The sequence below is a fragment of the Cohnella thailandensis genome, from assembly GCF_014212135.1.
GTDB lineage: Bacteria > Bacillota > Bacilli > Paenibacillales > Paenibacillaceae > Cohnella > Cohnella thailandensis.
This window is the reverse complement of sequence record NZ_JACJVQ010000013.1, coordinates 1-22,232: the sequence shown is the minus strand read 5'-3', so window position 1 is coordinate 22,232 and position 22,232 is coordinate 1. Positions and strand designations below refer to the sequence as shown.

Annotated in this window: 19 protein-coding genes; 15 read left to right on the top strand and 4 right to left on the bottom strand. The window is 55.0% G+C overall.

Annotated features, from left to right (window positions below; all coding sequences use genetic code 11):
• The first annotated feature begins 185 nt into the window (after positions 1-185).
• From H7B67_RS14205 to H7B67_RS14190, 4 genes are all read left to right on the top strand, one after another.
• Positions 186-701, top strand: coding sequence for a GNAT family N-acetyltransferase (locus H7B67_RS14205; RefSeq protein ID WP_221468770.1), 516 nt, complete (start codon positions 186-188; stop codon positions 699-701).
• An 89-nt stretch (positions 702-790) separates the two neighbouring features.
• On the top strand, positions 791-1,153 hold the full coding sequence (locus H7B67_RS14200; protein WP_185120512.1) for a hypothetical protein: 363 nt from the start codon (positions 791-793) through the stop codon (positions 1,151-1,153).
• Positions 1,154-1,174: 21 nt separating this feature from the next.
• Complete coding sequence (locus H7B67_RS14195; RefSeq protein ID WP_185120511.1) at positions 1,175-1,612, top strand: NUDIX domain-containing protein; 438 nt, start codon at positions 1,175-1,177, stop codon at positions 1,610-1,612.
• A gap of 19 nt (positions 1,613-1,631) precedes the next feature.
• Entirely contained in the window at positions 1,632-2,231 is a 600-nt protein-coding gene (locus H7B67_RS14190) for a histidine phosphatase family protein (protein WP_185120510.1), read from the top strand.
• A gap of 89 nt (positions 2,232-2,320) precedes the next feature.
• On the opposite strand, the gene H7B67_RS14185 is transcribed toward H7B67_RS14190, so the two are convergent.
• Entirely contained in the window at positions 2,321-3,139 is an 819-nt protein-coding gene (locus H7B67_RS14185; protein ID WP_185120509.1) for a glucosaminidase domain-containing protein, read from the bottom strand.
• A gap of 532 nt (positions 3,140-3,671) precedes the next feature.
• Between H7B67_RS14185 and H7B67_RS14180 the strand changes: the two genes are divergently transcribed.
• Positions 3,672-5,102, top strand: coding sequence for a flavin-containing monooxygenase (locus H7B67_RS14180; RefSeq protein WP_185120508.1), 1,431 nt, complete (start codon positions 3,672-3,674; stop codon positions 5,100-5,102).
• Positions 5,103-5,145: 43 nt separating this feature from the next.
• On the opposite strand, the gene H7B67_RS31290 is transcribed toward H7B67_RS14180, so the two are convergent.
• Entirely contained in the window at positions 5,146-7,227 is a 2,082-nt protein-coding gene (locus tag H7B67_RS31290; RefSeq protein ID WP_342592513.1) for an Ig domain protein group 2 domain protein, read from the bottom strand.
• 355 nt (positions 7,228-7,582) lie between these two features.
• Between H7B67_RS31290 and H7B67_RS14170 the strand changes: the two genes are divergently transcribed.
• The gene (locus H7B67_RS14170) at positions 7,583-8,140 is read left to right on the top strand and encodes a DUF420 domain-containing protein (RefSeq protein ID WP_185120507.1); all 558 of its coding nucleotides are present in this window, start codon (positions 7,583-7,585) and stop codon (positions 8,138-8,140) included.
• Positions 8,141-8,212: 72 nt separating this feature from the next.
• Here H7B67_RS14170 and H7B67_RS14165 read toward each other — a convergent pair whose 3' ends face one another.
• Positions 8,213-8,632: a VOC family protein gene (locus H7B67_RS14165; protein ID WP_185120848.1), complete on the bottom strand. Its 420-nt coding sequence runs from the start codon at positions 8,630-8,632 to the stop codon at positions 8,213-8,215.
• 233 nt (positions 8,633-8,865) lie between these two features.
• On the opposite strand from H7B67_RS14165, the gene H7B67_RS14160 reads away from it, so the two are divergent.
• The 9 genes from H7B67_RS14160 (at position 8,866) to H7B67_RS14120 (ending at position 21,554) form a co-directional block, all read left to right on the top strand.
• Entirely contained in the window at positions 8,866-11,013 is a 2,148-nt protein-coding gene (locus H7B67_RS14160; protein ID WP_185120506.1) for an ABC transporter transmembrane domain-containing protein, read from the top strand.
• Between the two features lie 25 nt (positions 11,014-11,038).
• Positions 11,039-11,554, top strand: coding sequence for a hypothetical protein (locus H7B67_RS14155; RefSeq protein WP_185120505.1), 516 nt, complete (start codon positions 11,039-11,041; stop codon positions 11,552-11,554).
• Positions 11,555-11,714: 160 nt separating this feature from the next.
• The gene (locus tag H7B67_RS14150) at positions 11,715-12,248 is read left to right on the top strand and encodes a hypothetical protein (protein ID WP_185120504.1); all 534 of its coding nucleotides are present in this window, start codon (positions 11,715-11,717) and stop codon (positions 12,246-12,248) included.
• Between the two features lie 148 nt (positions 12,249-12,396).
• Positions 12,397-13,377: an aldo/keto reductase gene (locus H7B67_RS14145; RefSeq protein ID WP_185120503.1), complete on the top strand. Its 981-nt coding sequence runs from the start codon at positions 12,397-12,399 to the stop codon at positions 13,375-13,377.
• A 247-nt stretch (positions 13,378-13,624) separates the two neighbouring features.
• On the top strand, positions 13,625-15,319 hold the full coding sequence (locus H7B67_RS14140) for a methyl-accepting chemotaxis protein (RefSeq protein ID WP_185120502.1): 1,695 nt from the start codon (positions 13,625-13,627) through the stop codon (positions 15,317-15,319).
• Positions 15,320-15,579: 260 nt separating this feature from the next.
• A complete protein-coding gene (locus H7B67_RS14135; RefSeq protein WP_185120501.1) occupies positions 15,580-16,506 on the top strand; it encodes an ABC transporter permease subunit in 927 nt (308 codons plus the stop codon).
• 12 nt (positions 16,507-16,518) lie between these two features.
• Positions 16,519-17,412, top strand: a complete 894-nt coding sequence (locus H7B67_RS14130; protein ID WP_185120500.1) for a carbohydrate ABC transporter permease — start codon at positions 16,519-16,521, stop codon at positions 17,410-17,412.
• Between the two features lie 84 nt (positions 17,413-17,496).
• Positions 17,497-19,113 (top strand): extracellular solute-binding protein, encoded by a 1,617-nt coding sequence (locus H7B67_RS14125; RefSeq protein ID WP_185120499.1) that lies wholly within the window; start codon positions 17,497-17,499, stop codon positions 19,111-19,113.
• Positions 19,114-19,268: 155 nt separating this feature from the next.
• Complete coding sequence (locus tag H7B67_RS14120) at positions 19,269-21,554, top strand: helix-turn-helix domain-containing protein (protein ID WP_185120498.1); 2,286 nt, start codon at positions 19,269-19,271, stop codon at positions 21,552-21,554.
• Positions 21,555-21,966: 412 nt separating this feature from the next.
• On the opposite strand, the gene H7B67_RS14115 is transcribed toward H7B67_RS14120, so the two are convergent.
• Positions 21,967-22,232, bottom strand: a 266-nt coding sequence (locus H7B67_RS14115) for a transposase (protein WP_185120497.1), incomplete at its 5' end; no start/stop codon positions are given.

Genomic DNA, 22,232 nt, shown 5'->3' with positions numbered 1-22,232 from the left:
CGTTCCCAACCACTCCAAGCATTGCCCAAGCTGCGGGTTGGAATTGGCGGATTAGAGGGGGGCGCAAGATGTCCGGATGCCGGAAAACAGTACGAAGACAGGCGATTGCTTGAATTGATCCTAGGCAAGCGAACCCGGCAGATTCTTGAGGTTGACCTTCACGTCAGAGAGGGAGTAACGGAAGCATGAACGAATTCGGCATTGTAATCAGACAATTGACTCTCGAGGACGTCGATGCATATTGGGCGCTTCGCCTACGAGCCATTCGGGAGCATCCCGAGTCCTTCGGAGCTAGTTACGAGGAAGAGAAGGAGCTTTCCATGGATGCGGTACGGGCGCGTTTTCCCTCATCGGAAGACGGCTTTGCCCTTGGAGCGTTCGAACGAAACGAGCTGGTCGGGATGGTGGGCCTGTCGAGAGAAAAGAGGCGGAAGCTTAGGCACAAGGCGATGATCTGGGGAATGTACGTTAGTTCGGAGCATCAAGGCCGAGGCATCGGAAGGCGGCTGATCGCGGCTGTTCAGGATAGGGCGAGGCAGATGGACGGTCTCGAGAAGCTTATTCTTTATGTCGTCATCGGCAATGCGCCAGCGCAGAAGCTTTATCGATCCATGGGCTTCGAGTCGTTCGGAATCGAGAGAAACGCGTTGAAGCTAGGCGACGTTACGTATGACGAAGATCTAATGGTCTATTCTCTATAGGATTGAGAAACCTTCCATAACGGTTCTGCGTAAAGAGGAGCTGGAGCGAGCAAATGGATCAGCCGAGGCAAAGGAGATAGAATCAATCTATGGCAACGATATCCGAAGATCTGCTGTTAACGCTAGAGAGGAATGTCGAGGAGGAGCTGGGCAGACGCGGCTACAAGCAAGTCAAACGTCAGCATCAGGTTCAATTTATGGGCCATTTCTATGCGGTATACGAAAGCGATGACGGAGTCGCGCGCTTGATTTGGGACGGTCGCAAGGAACTGCTGTCTCTGCGCATTTACCAGAAACGAAAGTGGTCGATGAAGCTGGTGAAGGCGCTGATCGGCCGCAACGACGACGAGAAATTAGTGGGAGAGACGGTCATTCCGGGCCGCGAGCTACATACTCTCAGTGAGGAGCAAATTACCGGGCGCTGTTTGCAAATCATCTCAGGATCGCGCTAAGCCGGCTTAAGGAGGTTCCTCGTGGGTTATGTGGAGGAATTGAGAAAAGAAATCGGCCATCGTCCCGTTATTTTGGTCGGAGTCGCGGTTCTCATTCGCAATGAGCGGGGGGAGCTTCTCCTGCGCCAGAAAGAGGATGGTTCCTGGGGGTTGCCGGGCGGTCTCATGGAGCTTGGAGAATCCGCCGAAGAGACGGGCCGCAGGGAAGTCAGGGAAGAGACGGGTCTTCGGCTTGGAGAGCTTAAACTCTACTCGGTCATCTCCGGAGCGGATCAGCATATCCGGCTTCCGAACGGCGACGAGTTCTACGGGGTCACGATTCTTTTCTCCGCGGAAGAGGTACCGGACGGCGAGATGGCGCCGGATGGGGAGGAAGCGATCGAGTTGGCCTACTTCCCTTCCGACCGACTCCCGATTCAGATGAATCGGCGGATTCGCGCTTCGATTGCGGAAGGCTAACGGAGGTGATCGGTTCTCTATGAGCGGTGCGACTAAGCTGACTCTTATCCGTCATGGAAGAACGCTGTGGAATGACGAGAAGCGGGCGCAAGGGCATACGAACAACGGCTTAAACGAGCTAGGCTTCCGGCAAGCGGCACGGGCGGCTCGCAGACTGGGCTCCGTTCGATGGGATCGCGTGTACTCCAGCGATTTGCTGCGCGCGAAGCAAACGGCGGAGATCATCGCGCAAGCCGCCGGGATCGCCGAGATCCGATATGACAACCGGCTTCGGGAGCTTCACGGAGGACGGATCGAAGGGACGACCCTGGAGGAACGGATTGCCGCCTGGGGAGACAACTGGAAGGAGCTGGACCTTGGAGTCGAGTCCCCCGAGGAGGGGGCTAAACGCGGAGCTTCTTGCCTGAGAGAGATCGCCGAACGGCATCCGGGCGAGACCCTTCTCGTCGTCAGCCACGGCGCCGTCCTGCGCCACACGATCAAGCATTTGGTGAATGGGCTCGATACCGAGCCGTTGCTGGGCAATACCTCCGTAACGGAACTCATCTACGAGCATGGAACGTGGAGCTGTCCTCTCTATAATTGCACGGCTCATTTGGACAACGAAGAACGAGGATAAAGAATTCCCGCGCTTCTCTCATAAGCTCGTAAGCCCGTGTTCATCCCGAACGCGGGCTTCTTCGCGACCAGCCCCTCAGGACAAGCCGGTTATGCGGTGGAACGATAATCGGTCTTCATGATCCCTTTTACTTTGCTGGCCCATTTGGAATTCGGCGGACAATATTTTTTGCCGATCTTATCGATGGTCGTTAGACCCTTGCCTATGTAATTTTTGGAGATCAGCTCGCCGAAGCGTCGGACGCTGGCTTCTTTGGTGGCGAACTTGACGTATCCTTTGCTCGAATTCAAGCCGAACAGATTGTTTCGCGTCTTGGCGAGCTTGCTTTTGCCGTTGCCGCTTTCAAGTCTCATGACGGCTATCGTGAAGTAAGCGTTGATTCCGTAGTCTTCTTCCACCTGAAGAATGGCTTCCTCCAACCCCTGATTTTCGAATCCGGTCCCCTTGAATATGTCTTTGAGGTCTTCGACCGTGAGACCGGAATCCCCCTGAGCGTCTCCGACTCCCGCGGCTGTGACGGCAGCTTCGCTCTTCGCGGTTGCTTTGGAGTAACTCAAGATTTGCGCCTTTTGCTTGCCGTTCTGAGGGGTCGCGTAGCCTCCATGTACGTAACCTTTGCCTTCCAACTGGAGCCATCCGTTCTTCAGCTTGCCTGCTATCGATAATACGGTTCCTTTTTTAACCACATCAATGATCTTGGATTTGTTCGAGGGGGCGGCTCTCACGTTCAGATAACTGGCCGTCGTGACATAAGGAGTGTAGGCGGAAGGAGTCTTGGATTCGGAGGCGGGAGCGGAAGCTGCCGCCGAGGCGGAGGGAGACCGAAGGAGAACGAGGATCAGGAAGAGCACGAAGATCGTACCTACGAGCAGACCGAATCGTGATAACTCTTTAAGACTAATTCTCATACAATCACTCCTCTGTATTAGTTTGGGAGGAAGGTTAAACTGATTGTACAGAGAACCCTTTGCAAAACGTGTCATACTCTAGCAGCGCTACAGGGACTTTATTTGTCGCAAAAAGAGCGGATCCCCGTAATTGGAGTCGAGGTTTCGGAATCTCCCCATTAAGATTTTCTCATCTGCGCGTTTGATCTTGTCCATCGCTCCTCCAACCCCAGTCGTTCGAGGATAAAGCCGAGGCGGAAGTCGGAACCTTGGAAGTTAACGCCGATCCTGTGCGAAGACGAACTAGTAACGATGAACAATTAGCCGAAAAATTATTAGGTACCTTTACAAAAATGACGACTTCGCCTTCAATTGCCCCTTAAGAAGCGATAAAATGATATCAATCTAACATCGATTGTTGATATTAATGACATGTTTTTCCGGAATGGTGGTAATCGACCAGCAATGTGTAATCTATAATTACATTATAAAGCTTCGAAGCCGCTTCCGGCTCGCTGGTAGGCTCAGGTCACCGTCGAAGGGGAGGATTAGAATGAGCTTGGAACGATTGAACGAACGGGTGAGCACGGATCTGTCTTATTTGGCTTTCGGCGGCAAGGAATGGGTAATCCCCAAGAGGCATCCCGAAGATCGCGTCTATGACGTCGTTATCGTAGGGGGAGGGCAGAGCGGACTCGGCATTGCTTTCGGCTTATTGAAGGAGAGAATCTCGAACATTCTCGTTATCGATGAGAATCCCGAAGGCCAGGAAGGGCCGTGGGTAACGTACGCCCGGATGATGACGCTGCGGACGCCGAAGCATCTGACGGCGATCGATTTGGGGATTCCGTCCCTTACTTTCCGATCCTGGTGGGAAGCGCAGCACGGCGCGGAAGGGTGGGAGAAGGTAGATAAAATTCCGCGAGGAGAATGGATGAACTACCTGCGCTGGTACCGAAGCATACTCAAGCTTCCCGTGGTGAACGACGTGAAGCTTTCGCGGATCGAGCCGCTCGAGAGGGGGCTGCATCGTCTACAAGTCGAAGGTACCGGCATCCCGTCCGGCAAGCTGCTGGCCCGCAAAGTCGTTCTCGCGACGGGTATTCAAGGAGGAGGAGAATGGCACATTCCTCCGCTGATCAAGAATAAGCTCCCTTCTCGTCTTTATGCCCACACCTCGGAGCGGATCGATATCGAAGCGTTAAAGGGGAAGAAAATCGCGGTATTGGGCGGGGGCGCTTCGGCTTACGACAATGCGAACTTCGCTTTAATGAATGGAGTCGCGGAGGCTCATGTATTCGTCAGACGCCAGGAGATGCCCCGTATCAATCCGATCCGCCAGATGGAAGGCTCCGGCATGATCGAGAGATTCCCGTCCTTGTCCGATGCGGATAAATACGCGGTCATGTCGCACTTCTTTAAACACAATCAGCCGCCCACGAACGACACGTACGAACGCGCTGTCTCTTGGCCGGGCTTCCAGCTCCATCTTGGAGCGCCGTGGCTCGACGTCGAAGTCGCCGGAGAGCAGGCGGTCGTCACGACTCCGCAGGGCAAGTTCGCCTTCGACTTCCTTATTATCAGCACGGGGCTGATCACGGACCCTGCGCTGCGCGAGGAGCTCCGATCGGTCGAGAAGCATATTGCCCGTTGGAGCGATCGGTACGAGGCGCCGGCGGCAATCGCGAATTCGCTGCTGGATGCTCATCCCTACTTAAGCCCGGGCTTCGAGTTCCAGAGCCGGGACGAGGAAGGGATCGATCGGCTCCACGGTCTTTATTCCTTCAATTATTCGGCGATGGTAAGCTGCGGCTTATCGGCATCGGCTCTATCGGGGATGCGCTACGCGATCCCGAAGATCGTATCGGCGATCGCGGACAGCCTGTTCCACGACAACCGCGAAGAGATTCTGAACAACTTCTACGGATACGATGAACGGGAATTCACGGGCACGTGGCCGAAGGAAGCCGAGCTCGCAAAATAACGGAATGGCGGCACCGGGATCAATCCCAGGTGCCGCCAGCCATTTAATTGATCTCGAAATCGTCCATATTGATGCGTTGGCCGGACGTTCCGCCAACGACGATCCGGAAGCGAACCGTTCCCGACTCGCCGACCGCGATCGTCTGCGAAGCGAGCGCACTTCCACTTGTGTAAGTCGAGCCCACGTCCGTCCAGGACGAACCGGAATTGGTGGACTTCTGAAGCTTCCAGTTCGCGCCGGCGTCCGAGCCGAAGTTGGCGTGCTTCACGGTAACGCTGGCCGCCCCCGTCACGTCGAAGTTCATCGCGATGCTTCCGGCCGAACGAATTCGCGCGGACTTGCTGCCGTTCTTCTTATCGGATGTAGAATCGCCGATCAAGGCGTTATCGAAGGTCCAAGCTCCGCTGCCGAGCGTAATGCTGGCCACCGCATACGCGGTCTTCGATCCGCTCTCGTAGTTCTCGTCCAGAGAGGCCGAAGGATTGGTCGTGGACGCCGCAATATCGAAATCGTCGATGTTGATGCGTTGGCCGGAAGTACCGCCCACGACAATTCGGAAACGAACGCTTCCCGTCTCTCCGACGGAGATCGTCTGAGCGGACAGCGTGCTTCCGCTCGTATACGTGGAACCGACGTCCGTCCAGGTCGAGCCGGAATTGGTGGACTTCTGGAGCTTCCAGTTGGCGCCGCTATCGGAGCCGAAGTTGGCGTGGTTGACGGTGACGCTTGCCGCGCCGGCCACGTCATAGCTCATGGCGATGCTGCCGGCTGCTCGAATCCGGGCGGATTTCGTTCCGTTCTTCTTGTCCGTCGTCGAGTCTCCGATCAAAGCGTTGTCGAAGTACCAGGTTCCGCTGCCAAGGCTCACGCTGCCGGCGGTATATGAGGTCTTCGTTCCGCTCTCGAAATTCTCGTCCGCGCCGCCGGTTCCGCCTCCGCCGTCGGTTTGGTATCCATAGGATCCGGCTTTGAAGGTCGAGCTGTCCCACCACTTATACCCGGCTGCCGGAGAGGACCAAGGTTCCGAGACCGGCTGCGTCGAAGTGGAGGGATTCTCCATCGAGAGAAGCGGAGTCGCCGTATCCAAGGTCAGTCCGCTTACGGCGGTCAAGCTCGTGTAGTTCTCCTGAGTAGCGAGCCAATCCACGATGTTGACGAGCAGAACGCCATTGTCTTCTTCCGTGAATCCGTCGTAGGTGGTCTTCGTTCCGCCCGTTTCTTCGCGCTTGTACTTCGGAGTGCTGTCTTCGACGGGGGAGGAGTCCCCGATCACGGCGACCTTGCCGAGCTGCGCCTTCGCGACGGCGACAAACGGCCCCTCGGCGATGCCTCCGCCCGCGTAAACGCCTTGGTCAACGGCGTTCGACCAGCCGGTCGTCGTCTCGTCGATGTAGACGATGCCCTTCGCTTTGGTCGGATCGGTAATGGCGATCGTCGAGCCCGCATGCATCGTTACCGTTCCGACTCCGGCCGTAATTCCAAACGCTTGAGACGAGGGAACGATGTAATCGGAATTGATGTCGCCGAGAGCGTTGTAGCGAATCCGCATGCCGAAGTTGTCGGACAGCCAATCGGAGCTGGCGACGCCCGACATCGCGGCGGAAGCGGCTTCTTCGGAGCTCATGCCCGAAGCCGGATTGCTCCAGGCGCCCCGGCGATAGCCGTTGAACGCTTCGGAAGCGTCCCAGCGGTTCTTGTTGCGGTCGGCGTTATAATGGTCGGCGATGAAGAAGAGGCTGCCGCCGTTCTCGACGTAATCGAGCATGGCTTCCTGCTCGGAGGTCTTGTACGGAATGTTCGCCTCGGGAATGACGAACACGTCGTAATCCTGAAGATCGGATAGCGTGATCGGCGTCGACTTGCGCAGCTCCTTGACGTAATAGCCTTCCGCCGCCAAGGCGTTGCCGAAGTCGGAGAAGCCTCCGTCGATGACCCAGTCCGCCGCGCCGGCCGTCTGGGCATGCGTGTTGTCGAACAGAACGAATTTGCCGTTCGCGGTTACGACAGGCTGGAGCTCCGGAGCGGGATCGGACGGACCTTCCGCTATAGCGGCAGAGTAGGGAAGAAGACCGACGAGCAGAAGGCAGACGGCGAGCAAACGATTCCATTTTTTTCTCAACATCATTTCCACCTCTCCATGTTAAAAATAGGATTCTACTTGCAAGCGGCCGTTAACGGCATCCCCTCCTTTCGAGCGATGGCTCATCCGTCTAGTCGATCTAGTTAGCCTATCAATCATAATGGAAAAAGATGAACGAAATAACAGATTTATGTTGGGTCAAGATTAAATCGTAAAGGAAAGAGCAAAAGAAAAGGGGATAGAGGAATGGTAGGAGCCAAAGCAGGCCATACTGGCACATTAAACGGAAGCTGCGAATAAGCTTTTGTTCATAATGTTGTGCGTTCTCCGGCGTTCGCTTGTCCGGTATTACGTCTATAATGAAGCCATAACCAGTAATGGAAAGGAGATTGCCGGATCCATGAGCCAAGAGTCCGACCGCTTGAAGCCGACAAGCAACAAGAATTATACGGCCGCGATTGTAGCGATTTCTCTCATTGCGAATATCGTTATCCTGCTCCTGTTCTTCTCGCCGCTCGGCTATAAAGGAGAAATCGACTTCGATCTTACCGTCTTCCCGAGAATCAACGGGGTGCTTAACAGCTTTACGTTCATCTTCCTTCTGGCCGCGTTAATCGCGATAATCCGCAAGAACGTGAAGCTCCACAAGGGATTCATCTTGGCCGCGTTCTCGTCGACGCTGCTGTTCCTCGTTTCGTACTTGACCTTCCATTACATGTCCTCGGAGACGGCGACATTCGGCGGGGAAGGGATCGTTCGTCCGATCTATTTCTTCATTCTAATCTCGCACAGCATTCTTGCCGCGATCATCGTGCCGTTGGCGCTGTTCACGCTCGTATGGGGATGGACAAACCAGTTGCGCAAGCACCGCCGGATCGCCCGTTGGACGATGCCGATCTGGCTCTATGTCAGTCTTACCGGGGTAGTCGTGTTCCTGATGATGGAGCCGTACTATTAAGGGGAAAAGTTTATAAAGCTATGGAAGAAGGCAACTCCTGTCCGGGGTTGCCTTCCTTGCGTATGCGAGTCGTTATTTATTCTCTTCGTGGCTGATCTGCCAGAGGATCCCGAACTTGTCCGTAACTTGACCGTATACTTTGCTCCAGAACGTCTCCTGAAGCTCCATGACGACCGTTCCTCCGTCCTTAAGCTGCTCGAAGATGTCTCTTGCCTTGGCTTCGTCTCCGGTCACATAGGCGAGGGAGATATTGTTGCCTACTTGGAACGGCATTCCCGGAAACGTATCGGAGAACATGAGCTTGCTCCCGTCGATGTCGAGCGCAGCGTGCATGATCAGATCTTCCGTGCCCGGAGGCAAAGGGAATTCCGGGTTAGGAGGCACGGAGCCGAACGTCATCAATTGAGGCTCCGGAAGGCCGAATACCTTCGCGTAGTATAAAACGACGTCACGGGTATTGCCGGCGAAATTCAGGTAAGCGTTAATCGGCAAGCGGATCACTCCTTGAATGGATTGGCGATTCGGAATGATTTTACCATATCGATCGACCATAAGCAAACGTATGTTCCCAATTTTACGAAAATGACGACTTCCGGCCCACTCCGGCTTTCCGTTCCTAATAAACTATGCGCAAACCCTGTCGAAGCGTCGTCGGAATGGTATAATGTACCTGCTGTTAGTCCCGAATTAGCTAGAGATAGGCATCGTGGGAGGGATAGGCCGGATTGAACGGACTCGGAATCATGCTTCGATATCTCAAGCCTCGCAAGGGCTTGCTGCTGCTCTATGTCCTCTGCGTTCTCGTTGAGGTTTCCTATGCCTCGGCATCGCCGCTAAGCCTTAAGTACTTAGTGGACAAGGCTTTTCTCCCGAAGGATTGGGAGGCTTTCTGGATTATCGTAGGGATCGTCTTGATCGGAGGCGTCTTGAACATCTTCGCGGGTATGGCGGGCGATTATTCGACCGCGAGATTAGGCGGCGAAGCGATTCGCCAATACCGAACGGACTTGTTTCAGCATATCCAGAGGCAATCCATGCCTTTCTATCAGAAGTATCGGGTCGGAGATTTGACGACGAGGTTCTCCGCGGATATGTCGGCCGTCGAGAGAATGATCAGCGGAATATACCCGTTTCTGTTTCGGGAATCGATCAACGTGATCATTAGCTTAGTCCTCCTTTTCTCTCTTGAATGGAGACTGACCCTGGCCGTTCTGGCGGGAGCCCTGCTGATGATCGCGGCGCCCAAGCTCGTCCAAAGACGCGCGGAGACGGCTAACGTTCACTATAAGGAAGCTCAAGAGAGGTTCTCCAACACTATCGACGAGATGGCCAAGGGCCATAAGACGATTATCAACCTACATCAACAGCGCAGGTTCCATGAGAGGGCCGAGGAGCAGATTCGCGGCTTATTCTCGTTAGGTCTGGCGATGCGAATGGCCAATTCCCTTATGGAGAGGCTGCCGGCGTCCGCTCTGCTCGTTCTCAACGGTACGATGATCGTATTCGGAGGCTATTTGATTTTCCACGATCGGATGACGATCGGTGACTTCACGGCTTTCCTCACGCTGTTCATAAGCGTCGGAGCCGCGGCGACCAATCTCACGCAGCTCATTCCGGTCGCGATCGACGCGAACGTCAGCTTTCGCCGCATCGGGGAGCTGCTCGCGGAGAAGCCTTCCGTCGAAGAAGCTTCCGCCCCCCTCGAGCTTCCGAAGGCTGCCGGTTCCGTCCTGATGAAGGACGTGACGTTCGGTTATACGCTAGAGAGCCGTCAACTACGCGGCGTCAATCTAAGCATCGAAGCGGGCAGCTATGTCGCGTTCGTTGGGACCAGCGGCTCCGGCAAGAGCACCGCGCTTCAGCTGCTCGCGAGATTCTATGATCCCGCGATCGGAACGGTATCCGTCGGAGGGATCGATCTACGGCGGGTTAGCGAAGCTTCGCTGCGGAGGCATGCCTCGATGGTCGCGCAGGATACGTTCTTGTTCAATGCGACGATTCGGGACAATCTCTTGCTGGATAACGAGAACGCCTCGGATGAACGAATGGCGGAAGCGGCGAAGCTGGCGCAAATCCATTCCGCCGTCGAGGGCTGGCCGGAAGGCTATGACACCATGGTTCATCAAGAGGGAGCTTCTTTATCCGGAGGGGAAAGACAGCGTCTCGCCATCGCCCGGGCGCTCCTCAGAGATCCGAAGCTATTGCTGCTGGACGAAGCGACCTCGGCGCTCGATCCGTCGTCCGAATCGGAGATCAACGGGGTGATCGAGAGTCTGAGGGGGGACCGGACGATCGTCTCCGTCACGCATAGGCTTGGATCGGCGGCGAACGCGGACCGAATCTTCGTCTTCGACAAAGGGGAGATCGTCGAATCCGGAAGCCATTCGGAGCTGCTGAAGCTCGGAGGCGCTTATCGGGGCTTGTGGGAGAAGCAGCAAGGCTTCCGCGTCTCGCCGGACGGTCTTCACGCTACGGTGGATGCGGAACGCCTCGCCAAGCTCGCTTTCTTCGAAGGGATAGATCCGGAGCTGTTGTCGGGGATTGCCGATTTGTTCGCGACATACCCTTGCCAGGCTGGCGAAGCCGTCGTCAAACAGGGGGAAGAAGGCCATCAATTCTATATTATCGCTAGGGGCAAGTTCGAGGTTCTGAAGCGGGAGCCCGGACAGGAGGAGAAGAGAATCGCCGTCCTGCAGGATGGCGACTACTTCGGGGAGATCGCTTTGCTCAAGAATATACCGAGAACCGCTACCGTTAAATCTATCGAGCCATCGATTCTATTGTCGATTCGGCGCGAGGCTTTCCAGAGAATGACTAGGGAGCATCCGCAAGTGTCGGCTTCGTTGGAAGCCGCGCTTTTAGATCGGATGTAAGCCATTTAAGGAGGTGGATAGTAACGTGGCCATTCGCTATAGCCTTTGCGTGACGGACGACGATTTTGCGCGAGCAAGCTTATTTATTTTGGACAATAGAAGAGATCTTCATCCGGCCTACGATGTGCTGAGCACGGTATCCATGCTCTACCAATCGATCGCGGAGGGTCATTTGGTCAAAGCGGAGAACGAAGCGGGCCAGCTGATCGGCCTCTCGATCTACCAGTTGCGTAAGCGCATGGATGAGAAGGGGGAGCGCACCGTCGCCTTTGCCGGCATCGCGGCGGCCGACCGGAACTATCGGGGCTCGAGGATATTCGTCGGGGGTCTGAAATATATGACTTCAACGATAAAAGAGAAGCATCCGGAAGCGGCGGAGTTCGAATTGGCGGCATTCTCGGACAATCGGTATCTATGCGAGCTCTATTCCAAATTCGCCCGCAAAGTCGGAACGGAAGAACACGAATTGGGAGAAATGTCGATTTATCGCGCGACGATCGATGAAATTCGGACTAGGATGAAGGCATTCGACAGGTTATAATGTATAGGTAATGACATATTTTACATAATCACGAAGGAGGTAATACGATGATCATCCCACCGGTTAACATCGAGAAAGAATCGAAGAAAGGCTCCGGCTTCGGCCGCATCGTTATCGCCAACGATAATCTTCGCGCTCAACTCGCCAAGTAATGTCGTATTTGTATCGACGCTGCGACAAGGAGCCGGATCATGCGGCTTACACGAAATTTTTGATCCGGCACCAGAACGAGTTGAATTTGCCTTATTCGTTCCCGGTGAAGCTGAGCTTCATCGCCGCTCCTTTGCTATACGGACAGGCTCTCCTCATCCTGGAGGAAGAGTCCTACGAGATTGCGGGAGCGGCAGGTTTTGTCCTCGGGACGGGGGCTAACGAATACGAGGATACGAATGTCTGCCAGATCGAGGTCGCCTTCTTGCGGGAAGGGTACAGAAGCAGCACGCTGTTCGCAAGAGCGTTGAGGGTGCTTCTGGAATCGATTCGAGTTATGAACCCTGCCGTCGAGACCGTGCAATTCTGGGCCCCGGCCGACCTGGACTCCGCGAAGCGCCTCTATACAAGATGGAGGGGATTGCCGGGATCGTCGGTCCGGATCGAAGGCAGCTTGGCGCTGTACTCGGTGTCGTTTGAAGAATTGGATCGCTTTAGCCGATGTTATCGGAGAGAGAGGATCACGACGGGATATGCGGATTAATGGATTAGAGACTGCGGCTATGAACGCCTGCATGTCTCTTTTTTTAATTTTGAAATGTAATCCCGGCGTAAATCTTTTTCCTAACTATTGACGTTATGGAGAGCGCGCAGGAAAATGAAGGCATACCGTTCAAAAGGAGTGATCCGCCATGAAGTATGCCAAGCTAGGCCGTTCCGGGTTAAATGTCAGCAGGCTCTGTTTGGGAACGATGAATTTCGGCGTCGGGACCGAGGAGAAGGAAGCTTTCCGGATCATGGACGCCGCGATCGATGCCGGGATCAACTTCTTCGACACGGCCAATGTTTACGGCTGGGGAGAGAACTCGGGCCGGACGGAAGAGATCATCGGCCGCTGGTTCGCCCAAGGCGGAGGACGTCGGGAGAAGGTCGTGCTCGCGACCAAGTTCTACGGGGACATGCATGACGGCGCGGATGGGCCGAACGGCGGAGCGGGCTTGTCTTCCTATAAGCTGCGCCGCCATCTGGAGGGCTCCCTTCGCAGACTCCAGACCGATCACATCGAGCTGTACCAGATGCATCACGTCGATCGCAGCGTATCGTGGGACGAGCTGTGGGAAGGGTTCAAGGTTGCTATCGCTCAGGGGAAAATCGGGTACGTAGGCTCGAGCAATTTCGCCGGGTTCGATTTGGTTAAAGCGCAGTACGAGGCGCGAAACCATCAAACTCTCGGTCTCGTCTCCGAGCAGCACAAGTTCAGCTTGAACTGCCGCCTTCCCGAGCTGGAAGTGCTTCCTGCCGCCGAGGATCAAGGCATCGGCGTGATTGCCTGGAGTCCACTGGACGGAGGCTTGCTCAGCGGAAACGCTTTGAATCCGGTGGAAGGCTCAAAGCGAGCGAACAATCCCGAGAGAGCGGAGAAGCATCGCGCTCAATTGGAGGCGTTCGAGCGTCTGTGCCGCGAACTGGGAGAGAGCGAAGCGAACGTCGCGCTTGCCTGGACGCTGACCCGTCCGGCGCTGGTGGCGCCGATAATCGGCCCGCGGACGCTTAAGCAATTCGAGGATTCGCTGCGCGCGGTGGACATCGCGCTGGAGCAGCAGGCGTTGGAGCGGTTGGATGAGATCTTCCCGGGGCCGGGCGGTTCGGCTCCGAAAGCATACGCATGGTAAGGACGCGGCGCCGCAAGGGCGCAAAAAAAACGACTTCGGGATGTTCCCGAGGTCGTTTTTTTATGATAACGCTTGCTTGGGACTAACGATCCGGTTTCTTCGTGCATAAGGACAATTAGGGAAAGATAACGTTATGTAAATTAACAAATTAAGGTTAATTTCATTGTAAGTTGAATCGAAAGCAGCCTATACTTGTTCAATCCTAAGTCCAAAGTCGCGCTTATTCTTGCTTAAAGGGGGAGTCCGTATGTGGTCCGTTCGCAATAAACTGTTGGGGGCATTCGCCGTGATTCTTCTCTTCACGGGAGTCATCGGATGGAACGGCATCTCGAATATTCGGCAGATCCAGAGCTACTCGTCCGAAGTCACGAACAAGTGGATGGTCGGGATCGAGTCGATCAACACGATCGTGCAATTCGTCGAGCAGTACATGGCGAATAATTACCAGCTTCAACTGACGGACAAGGCGGACGAGAAGAAGCAGCTTGTCGCGAGCCGCGACACCTTGATTATGAACATCGAACAGAGCATGAATACATACGCGGCGACGCTTACCGACGAAGAGGACCGAAGAAGCAATTACGACAGCCTGGCGAACAACTGGAGCATGTTCAAGAAGGCCTACGAGAAGATCGCCGCCACGGCGCCGGGCTCGCCGGAAGAAGAGCAGGCCACGCAGGGCGCGGTTCAGTTCTTCAATAACATGCGCAGCATGCTCAAGCTGATGGTCATGTACGACCACAACGGAGCGGTTCAGAGCACCAAAGACGCGGAAAGCCTGTACCGATCGTCTTTGAGAACGTTCAGCATTATCGGCGGACTGGCTCTGCTCGTTAACGCGTTATTCGCCTATCTGCTCATCCGAAACATTACCAAGCCGCTTAAGGCTTCCACGCAGGCGCTCCATCGAATCGCGAACGGGGAATTGACGCAGCAGCCGATCAAGACGAAGAGAAAAGACGAGTTCGGCAAGATGATCCAGGCGGTCAATTCGACGCTGGAGCAGCTTCAGGCATCGGTAAAGAAGATGCAAGTATCCTCCTTGTCAGTGGCGCATTCCTCCAAGCAGCTGAACGAGAGGGCCGAATCGAACGCAAGCTCAGCTAGGAGCGTGACCGAGGCGATCGAGCAGGTGGCGAGCGGCTCGGAGCACCAGGTTCAATTCGCAAGCGAATGCAATACGGTTATCGAAGAGATGGCGTCGGGAGTGCAGCGGATCGCGGAGAATACGGCCGAGGTGGCGGATCTCTCGAAGGAATCGGCGGGCTCGGCGAAGGACGGATCGGAGAAGATTCAACGGGTTTCCCGGAAAATGGACGAGCTCTGCAAATCGCTCGAGCAAACGGAAGAAACGATTCGGAAGCTGGAAGCTCATACGGTCAAAATCGGTTCGATCTCGACCCTGATCGGAGATATCGCCACCCGGACGAACCTGCTGTCCTTGAACGCGGCGATCGAAGCCGCCCATGCGGGTCAGCACGGCAAAGGCTTCGCGGTCGTCGCGGAGGAGGTCAGGAAGCTCGCCGCCCAGACGGACGAGTCGTCCAAGGACATTATCGAGCTGATCGAAGCCATCCAAGCGGATACGGATACGGCCGTACGGACGATGAGCGAAAGTCTGGCGGAAATAAGAGACAGCTCGGAGAGCGTCAAGGTCGCGGAACGATCGTTCGAGGCGATCGTCGGCTCGACCGAGCTGGTGACGATGCGCATCCAGGAGACGGCCGCCGCCGCTCAGCAGCTGTCCGCAAGCTCGGAAGAGGTGGCCGCTTCGATCGACAGCATGAGCCACCTCGCGGTGCAGACCGCGAGCATGGCGCAGCAGGTCGGCGCGGCCACGGAAGAGCAGCTCGCGGCCAGCGAGGACCTTCGCGTGTCTTCCGGAGAGCTCTCCGCCGTTGCGGGCGATTTGGAAGAGCTCGTTACGCGTTTTAAGCTCTGAAACCATTTTCCGTTCGAGGGAAGTCATTTTTTCCTATCCTTTCAGGGAGGAAAGAATGGCTTCTTTTTTGTTGCCTTCATGCTTTCTGCGGTGTGAACAGGGCAAAAACGCGGATTCGTTCACAAATCGCGCAATAGTTCACCATTCGCAGCGCGGGATAGTTCACATTTGCGCGCGAGCTTACTCTATTCGGAATCCGGGAGGGCAGATAGACTGAAGTCGTTGATTCGATCACGTAGAAAAGGAGGAGTTGCAGCGGCATGCTAATCCGCAGGAGAGGAGTTCTGTACGAACTCGTCAAGAATCGCATTCTGTTTCTGATGCTGCTTCCGGCGCTATTGTTCTTTCTAATTAACAACTATGCGCCGATGGTCGGCATCTACTACGCTTTCGTCCGCTTCGACTTCAATAGAAGTTTGTGGAACAGCGAGTTCATCGGCCTCGAGAATTTCAGGTTTCTCTGGCAATCGGGCATCCTCAGCAAGCTGACCGTCAATACCCTGGGCTACAACCTGGTGTTCATCATCAGCAGCAACGTGCTCGCCATCGTCTGCGCGGTGCTGCTCAGCGAGATTCAATTGAAGTGGTTCAAGAAGCTGACGCAATCGATTATGTTCCTTCCGTACTTCGTATCCTTCGTTATCCTGAGCGTCATCGTTTACAACGTGTTCAACTACGAGAGCGGCTTCCTCAATACCACGCTCCGGAGCTTCGGGCTTGGCGAAGCGGACGTGTACAACACGCCGTGGGTCTGGATCCTGCTCATTCCGTTGTTCTATCTATGGAAAAACATCGGCTACAGCATGGTCATCTACCTCGCGGCCATCACCGGGATCAGCGACGAATATTACGAAGCGGCCAAGATCGACGGGGCCAACATTTTCCAACGCGCCCGCTATATCACCGTTCCGATGCTCAAGTCCACCTTTATCGTCCTTCTTCTTTTTGCGCTGGGCAGCATCATGAAGGGACAATTCGATTTGTTCTATCAGCTCGTCGGCAACAACGGGATTCTGTACAACACGACCGATATTCTGGACACCTACGTGTACCGATCGCTCAAGGTCACGTTCGACATGGGCATGGCTTCCGCGGCAGGGCTGTACCAATCGCTGTTCGGCTTCGTTCTTATCATGGTCGTCAATACGATCATTCGCAAAATCAACGAAGACTACGCCTTGTTCTGACGGAGGGATCCCATGAAGATCAAAGACGATAAATACACCGGACTGTTCAAGTTCATCGCGTATGCCGTGATCATTCTGACGTCGCTCGCTTGCCTGTTTCCTTTTCTGCTGATTATCTCGGCTTCCTTCACGGACAACGCATCGATCATTCGCGACGGCTATCACTTCATTCCGAAGAAATTCTCCCTGGAAGGGTACAACCTGGTTCTCAAGGCGCCGGATCCCGTACTCAAGGCGTACGGGGTGACGATGACGACGACCGTCGTCGGAACGATCCTCGGCCTGTTCTTCATCACGATGGCGGGGTACGTTCTTCAGCGCAAGGACTTCAAGTACCGCAATTTCTTCTCCTTCGTCATCTACTTCACGACCTTGTTCGGAGGAGGTTTGGTTCCTTGGTACATGCTGCTGACGAAGTATCTGGATCTCGTCGACACGTATACGGTGCTGATTTTCCCGGGGCTCATGACGCCGTTCCTCATTATTCTGATGAAGAATTTCATTCGTTCGGCGGTGCCGGACGAGGTGTCGGAATCGGCCAAGATCGACGGGGCGAACGACTTCAAGATCTATTACAGCATCGTGCTGCAGCTGTCGATGCCGGGAATCGCGACCGTAGGCTTGTTCCTCGCGCTGGCGTACTGGAACGATTGGTTCCTCTCGTCGCTGTTCATCAACGATCCGAAGCTGTATCAGCTGCAGTTCTACCTCTATAACATCATCAACACGATCGCTTTCATCACCCAGATGGGCGCCGGCTCCGGCGTATCGCTAGGCGGGGATATCCCGACCGAGACGACGAAGATGGCGATGTCGCTTATCGTGACGGGACCGATCCTGCTTCTCTACCCGTTCGTCCAACGTTACTTCGTCAAGGGGCTCACGATCGGAGCGGTCAAAGGCTAAGGGTTAGAACCGGTCTTCAAGCTCGCTCTTGCGGCTTCGAAGCGGCTAACATACATTAAGGATAAGGAAAAAGGGAGGATTCGAATGAATACCAGAAGCAAGGCAACCGCGGTTCTCTTATCGAGCTTCATCCTGGCTTCGGCATTATCGGCTTGCAGCAGCAACAACAATAACGGGGAGTCTGCCAGCCCCAGCCCTAGCGAGTCTTCGGCCAGCCCGTCGGCCAGCGCTCCGGCCAGCGAATCTGCAAGCGCTTCCCCGTCCGAGAGCCCGGCAGGCATCGACACGTCCAAGCACGTCACGCTGCAGTTCTACATGCTGGGCGGAGAGCCGAAGGACCTCTCCGTTATCGAGAAGAAGATCAACGAGATGGCGGAGGCGGAGCTGAACGCGACGGTGAAGTTCAACTTTACGACGTGGACGAACTGGGACCAGAAGTACAAGCTGCTGCTCTCTTCCGGCCAAGACGTGGACCTCATCTTCACCGCGGACTGGACCCAATACCAATCCTACGCGAAGAGCGGCGCGTTCCTTCCGCTTGAGGATCTGCTGCCGAAGGCGGCTCCGAAGCTTCAGGAGTTCGTGCCGCAGGACATGTGGGACGCGGTCAAGATCGACGGCCACATCTACACGGTACCGGCTACCTACAAGGAATACGTCAACAACGGCTTCGTTTACCGCGAAGACCTGCGCAAGAAGTATAACCTGCCGGTGCCGAAGGACATCGCCTCGTTCGAGGAATACCTGGACGGCATCAAGAAGAACGAGCCGGGCATTCAGCCGCTGTCGATGAACGCGGACGTCAAAGGCAACATGATGGACGTCTTCCGCGAAGTGAACGACGATACGGTCGGCGGCCCGCTGCCATACGGCATCGGAATCAAGTATAACAGCCCGAACGACGTTTACTCGTATTGGGGCTCCGAAGAGCAAATCAACGACCTGAAGGTCATTCAACGCTGGCAGGAGAAAGGCTTCTTCGCGAAGAACGTTCTTAACGTGCAAGATACCCTGCAGGATCCGATCACGACGGGCAAAGCGGCCGCGATTCTCGGCGACAACCCGACCCGTTACAACGACACGAAGATGAAGATGCAGTCGACGCATCCGGACTGGGAGCTGGGCTACACGCCTTTCGCCGAGACGAGGGGCTTCGCGACGCCGGTTCACCCGATCCATAACGGCTTCGCGGTTCCGAAGAGCAGCAAGAACGCGGAACGGGCGCTCGCCTTCTATGAGAAGATGGTGACCGACAAGCGCTACAATCAGCTGACGCAATACGGTATAGAGGGGACTCATTATACCGTCGAAGACGGCTACTACAAGATGGTCGGCGACGCCACCTCCAACGGCTTCCCTCGCGAAGGCATGCAGGGCTGGGCATGGCGGAATCCGGAATTCATGCTGTTCGACAAGAGCTACGACGGCGTGAAAGCGATCTTCGATCAACTCGACAAGGTCGCCAAGCCGGACCTGTTCACCGGCTTCGCCGAAGATTATTCGTCGTATCAAGCGGAGCGCGCCGCGCTCGAGCAAGTCGAGAAGCAATACTTCTATCCGCTTTACGCGGGTCTGGTGAAGAACGTGGAAGAAGGCGTTCAGACCGCGATGGATAAGGCGAAGAAGGCGGGACTGGAGAAGGTTCAGGAAGCCTACAAGACGCAATGGCTCGCCTACACCTCGGAGAAAGGCATTCAGTAACGGGCTGTCGTCAGCACCGACCGGGTATCCTTCGGCATAACGGGGATACCCGGCTTTTTCTCGGAATAGGACTTGGGATCAGGATTGACAGGAAACGCTTTCAATTATATATTCGATGTCTCGGAAGTTGAGTCGATGGATTGGGGGGAGCTCAAGTGGGGGTTGTGAGAACGGGTGAGAATCGCAGTCTGTACAACAAGCTTTTCCTCGGGATCGTGTTATGTACGGTTGTCACGCTTACGCTCACTTCGTCTATCCTGCTGATTTTTTTTAATCGGATCGCCTTGGGCCAAGTGTATCGTTCCGACCTTAGCACGCTCACCCAGACCAGCAGCGAAGTCGTCAGCATGACCGACAGCGCCCAGTCGCTCTCCTTCCAAATTTATCGCAATTTGAACGTCTCCAAGCTGATGTTCTATTCGGATCCGAACATCTACGATACGGTCGCTGCGATGGCCGAGCTGCAAAATTACCTTCTCTCGATGACCTACATCGAGTCCATCTACGTCTATAATCCGAAGTCCGAATACATGTATATATCCGCGAGGCAAGGGCAGAACGGAATGATCGAGAAGGGGGAGCTGATCGACGGCGAGATTCTTACGCTTCTCAGTCATTACAAGGATTACAAGCCGTTCACTCCGATCCCCAGAACGCTGCTCGTGGATGCGGATACGGGTCGGAAAGAGGCGGTCTATTCCTATTTATGCTACGATGCGATCGGCTCTCCTAAGGTAGTCAACTCGGCGGTCATCGTCAATATCAAGGCGCAATGGATCAACAAGGATATCGGCAATCATTCGAACGGAGACATGGGCAAATCCTTCATTATCGATAACAGAGGTCGTCTGCTGTCGGGGGACGAATTGATCGCGGGCAACTTGAAGGAAGAAGCCCGGCCGATCCTGGAGAAAATCATCTCCGATCCGGACTCGGGCTATATCGTGGAGAAAGTGAACGGGGAGAAATCCCTGATCTCTTACACCCGTCCGGACGCGCTCGAATGGCGTTATGTCCGAAGCACCCCTTATCATCTCGTCACGCATGAGGTACGGGACATTCAACGGACGACGATCGGCATCGCGGCTCTTATTCTGGTCGGAGGCTTGCTGCTCTCCTGGTATCTGTCCCGCAGGCTCTACGTTCCGATCGACCGAATGGCGAACCGGATGAAGATGCTGGAGGTGGAGAAAAGAAACAGCCTCTATACGGTCCGGCAGGATTTTCTGCGCAATCTGGTACATGGACGGGAAGCCATCAATCCGAAGACTCTGCGAGCTCGCCTCGCTACCTTCGGGATCGGCTTCGACTTTAACAACGAATATCGGCTCGTCCTCCTTAAGATCGATCGGTTCAAGGAATTCGCCGAGTCGCGGGAGGCCGACTTGAGGGTTTATAAATACGCGATCTTGAACATCAGCTCCGAGCTGTCCTCCCAAGCCTATCCGGTGGAGACGGTAGACCTCGAAGGGGATAGCGTGCTGCTGCTGCTCGGAGCGGCGAATTCGCCGGAGCAGGCGGACGAGATCTACCTGCAGTCGCTTCTCGCCCAGATTCAGAAGGCGGTGGAAGAGCATCTCCGTATCAGTGTGACGATCGCTTATTCGGAGCTCGATAACCAGGTGCTGCATCTTCATTCCATGTTCAAGAAGGTGAAGGAAGCGGCGCAATATCGGATGCTCAAGGGGCACGGGGCGCTGATCAAGGCGCAAGAGGTGCTCGTTCCGCCGATCAAGGAATACGTTTATCCAGAGGACCGGGAGAAGAAGCTGGTCGATGCGATGATGTCCGGCAAGCTGGAAGAAGCGCGTTGCCAGTATGAGCAGATCATCGGAGAAGCCTCGCGTTACCCGATTCCCGTGCTGCAATCCGTGATCACTCACCTCACCCTGAAGCTCGTTAGCATCATGCGCATCATGCAGAAGAACCATAACTTCGAATTCGAGCATAACCCGGAATGGGCCGCGCCGGCGATGGAACGCTTCGAGACGCTTCAGGAGGTCGACGAGTTCTTCGGCAGCGTGATGAGCGAGATCCAGGAGAAGCTGGTCGAGAAGCGCAGCTTGCGCCACGAGGACTTGATCAAGCGAATCAACGACGCCATCGCGCGCCACTACTCGGACCCGAACCTATCCCTGAACTGGATCGCGGAGGAGCTGGATATGTCGCCAAGCTATATCGGCCGCATCTACAAGCAGATCACGTTCAAAGCGATCGTCGACGTCATCAACGCCGTCCGCATGGAGCGCTCCCTCGAGCTGCTGCAGCAAACCCACTACTCCGTCGCCGAGATCGCCGAACGCTGCGGCTTCACCAACTCGTCCTACTTCTATCGCATGTTCAAAAAGCACTTCGGCCTCACGCCCACCGACTATCGCAAAACCGCTAATCAGGATGAAGAGAACGGTTCGGACGGGGCGGCCTTGGGGAGCGGGGGATGAAGGGCGAGGGATCGACGAAGTGGGGAGTGACGTGGAGTGATGGGGATTAGCGCTGACAAATAGGAGAAAAGCGATGAGGAAGGGGAAGTTGGGAAGACGCGGGAGTAGATGGGGAAGAACGCGTTAAATAAGTTGCGCTTAGTTGCGCAGGAGGCTGCCTGTAATTAGGCGGCCCCACTTCTTTTTGTTGGCGGTCGGTTGTGGATGATGGTTAAGTAGAGTTATGGTTGCGATTGTACATGAAATTTCATGTTTAATTTCTGGTTTATTAGCGAAATGGCTGGATATGCGTGAAAAATCATGTATATTTGGTGTTTTTTAAACATATCACCGAATTATACTTGAAATCTCAACTACATTTCGTTTTTTGGGGTCAAGTCCATTATTGTGTGTAAAATCCTCGCTGTGAAAGTTACTTTGTCTTAGAACTGGATTTCTCCTTACGCCAGGCGAAGTACGCACGTAGGTCAATGTACTTTCTCTCGGTGGTCCATGTATCATCAAGTTCCATGAGCAAAGCGCCGAATAGACGTAGCACCGAGTCTCGGTTGGGAAAAATTCGAATGACACGCTCTCTCCGCCTGAGTTCCTCGTTGAGACGCTCTACTGCGTTTGTTGTACGTGCGCGGACTCGGACATCTGAAGGTAGCGCCAACACAGCTGTGGCATCGTCGAAGC